The 2,179-nt window shown below is 34.6% G+C and carries 5 protein-coding genes; 4 read left to right on the top strand and 1 reads right to left on the bottom strand.

Going from position 1 to position 2,179, the window contains the following annotated elements; all coding sequences use genetic code 11:
- The coding region (locus ACY2V1_RS03820) for a hypothetical protein (protein WP_461833472.1) at positions 1-274 on the top strand (274 nt) is incomplete at its 5' end.
- A gap of 120 nt (positions 275-394) precedes the next feature.
- On the opposite strand, the gene crn3 is transcribed toward ACY2V1_RS03820, so the two are convergent.
- A complete protein-coding gene (crn3, locus tag ACY2V1_RS03825; protein ID WP_461833473.1) occupies positions 395-694 on the bottom strand; it encodes a CRISPR-associated ring nuclease Crn3/Csx3 in 300 nt (99 codons plus the stop codon).
- Between the two features lie 104 nt (positions 695-798).
- Between crn3 and ACY2V1_RS03830 the strand changes: the two genes are divergently transcribed.
- From ACY2V1_RS03830 to ACY2V1_RS03840, 3 genes are all read left to right on the top strand, one after another.
- Positions 799-1,047: a hypothetical protein gene (locus ACY2V1_RS03830; protein WP_461833474.1), complete on the top strand. Its 249-nt coding sequence runs from the start codon at positions 799-801 to the stop codon at positions 1,045-1,047.
- A complete protein-coding gene (locus ACY2V1_RS03835) occupies positions 1,040-1,264 on the top strand; it encodes a hypothetical protein (protein WP_461833475.1) in 225 nt (74 codons plus the stop codon). The genes ACY2V1_RS03830 and ACY2V1_RS03835 overlap by 8 nt, the downstream gene beginning before the upstream one ends.
- A 182-nt stretch (positions 1,265-1,446) precedes the next feature.
- The gene (locus tag ACY2V1_RS03840) at positions 1,447-1,947 is read left to right on the top strand and encodes an ATP-binding protein (RefSeq protein ID WP_461833476.1); all 501 of its coding nucleotides are present in this window, start codon (positions 1,447-1,449) and stop codon (positions 1,945-1,947) included.
- Positions 1,948-2,179 lie beyond the last annotated feature (232 nt).

Consider the following 2,179-nt stretch of genomic DNA (forward strand, 5'->3'; position numbering starts at 1 on the left):
TCTGTTTATTGACTTGGAAGATTACAGGCTTACAGTATTTACAGCTAAGGATATAGAAAAGCTTTTTGAAGCATTTTATCAGCTTACCGGAAAATATCCCACCTTTCTTTTTCTTGATAAAGTGCAAAACATTGATGGATGGAGCAGGCTTGTTTGTACACTGCACAATCGCTTGCTATACAAGTATGCTGGCGGCTTAATGAACGCAATGAAAAAAGGGAGTTTAAAGGTCTTGTTCAGGCCTGCTCTGAACTTAATATCAAAGATGCCCTAATTCTGACTTACAATCAGGAATTTGAAAAGGACGAAGGAGGAATACAAATTAAAGTATTGCCTGCATGGAAGTGGTTACTTCAGTGGAAAACAGAACAAATTGGATAATTTTGTGTACAAGTTACAACTCATTGACATTCACCTTTATAATTTCACCAACTTTATAATCAGAAGCATGAGATTCTGTTATTACCCCACCTAGCCTAGGATCAAATGTTGCTATGAACTTAGTGGGATGGTAATAATGGGCCAAATAGCAATAAAGCCAAATTGGGCCACGACCACTTAACACAATTCCTTTAGTTTCATCAACTTTTGGCGGTTTAAGTTGTTGTAAAATTTCTGGAGTTATATTCTCTTTCAGCTCAAAATGAACAATGGTATAATTCTCTTTTTCTTTTGTCCTAAATTCAATTGTCATCTTAACCCCTTCTGACATAGATCTTTAATTATAGACAACAAATGAGATAATTGGTAAAAAGAGAGTCATAATAATTTTCAAATTCAGTAGGAAAGAAGTAAAAATTGTACTTTGAAATATTAACCCAGATCACAAACATAAAAACCATAGCTACTGGAAAGTCTATCCGGGAATTAAAACGGTTAGAAAGAACTTATGGGAAAGGACGATGGCGAAAATTGAAAGGAATCGCTAAAATAAAATTAAGAGATGGAAAATTGTGTCTGGCTGAAATTCATTGGTACGAGGCACATGGTATAGGTAAAAAAGAATTCAAAATTAAATACATACTAAAGGTGTTTAAAAATGCTTAAATTTCTGATTTGTATTAACAATGAAAACTATGAGGCATCTCTAGAAAAATGGAAAATTTATCCGGTGGTTAAAAGAGAAGAGGAGATAGAAGGATATGTAAGAATTATAGATGAGAGTGGAGAAGATTATTTGTATCCAGAAGATTATTTTTTTCCTATAGACTTACCTTCTGTTGTATTAGAAAAATTAGAAGGAGAATATTTAGAGGAAGTGTGAACTACTCTGTATGGTGTGACTGGTAATGCTGTATTGGGTAAAAAATTAGAAGAAAATCCATGCCAGAGCTGAAAGTACGGTTGTAGCAAGAATTTATTGTTTTTTTGAAAAAAATCTTTTATCTATAATTCTTTTATAAAACTTCCCTATTCTTTTTTACTATATTCCTCATAGTAAACAATTTGACCAAAGAGGCGCTTTTATCAGTAATAGCGGAGTGGCTTCAGGAGTGGAATATACCATCTTATATTCCAAGAGAAAAAGGAGACCTAAACCCTGAAAGACTCAGGCGTATACTGGCAATTGCTGGACCAAGGAGAGCAGGCAATACCTATTTTATGTATCAACTGATAGATAGGCTTCTTAAAAAGCAATACAACAAGGCTGATATTCTGTTTATTGACTTTGAAGATTACAGGCTTACAGGATTTACAGCTAAGGATATAGAAAAGCTTTTTGAAGCATTTTATCAGCTTACCGGAAAATATCCCACCTTTCTTTTTCTTGATAAAGTGCAAAACATTGATGGATGGAGCAGGCTTGTTCGTACACTGCACAATCGCTTGCTATACAAGTATGCTGGCAGCTTAATGAACGCAATGAAAAAAGGGAGTTTAAAGGTCTTGTTCAGGCCTGCTTGTCTTGCCTCAGACGGAATTGGAATTTTCCTCAAAGTATGTTAGCAAAAATTAAACTTTGAGGAGGAGAGTCATGAGTAAGAAAAGAAGACATTACACCCCCCAAGAAAAAGTGATGATTTTGAAGAAAAATGTAATGCCCCCCCAAAAGTCAAGACAAATTTTTAAGAAATTAAGATAGAGTTAATCATGTTAACTTTATATAATTTACTTTTTTTCGCTACGGGCCTTGACAATCTTTTCCTGATCTGGTGACCAGGAGATCCTGGCTTTGGGG

The sequence above is a fragment of the Desulfothermus sp. genome, assembly GCF_053993635.1.

What these genes read in the sequence shown, in the direction of transcription:
- ACY2V1_RS03835 (WP_461833475.1), top strand. Translation starts at nt 1,040, where the DNA reads ATGCTTAAATTTCTGATTTGTATTAACAATGAAAACTATGAGGCATCT.
- crn3 (WP_461833473.1), bottom strand. Translation starts at nt 694, where the DNA reads ATGACAATTGAATTTAGGACAAAAGAAAAAGAGAATTATACCATTGTT.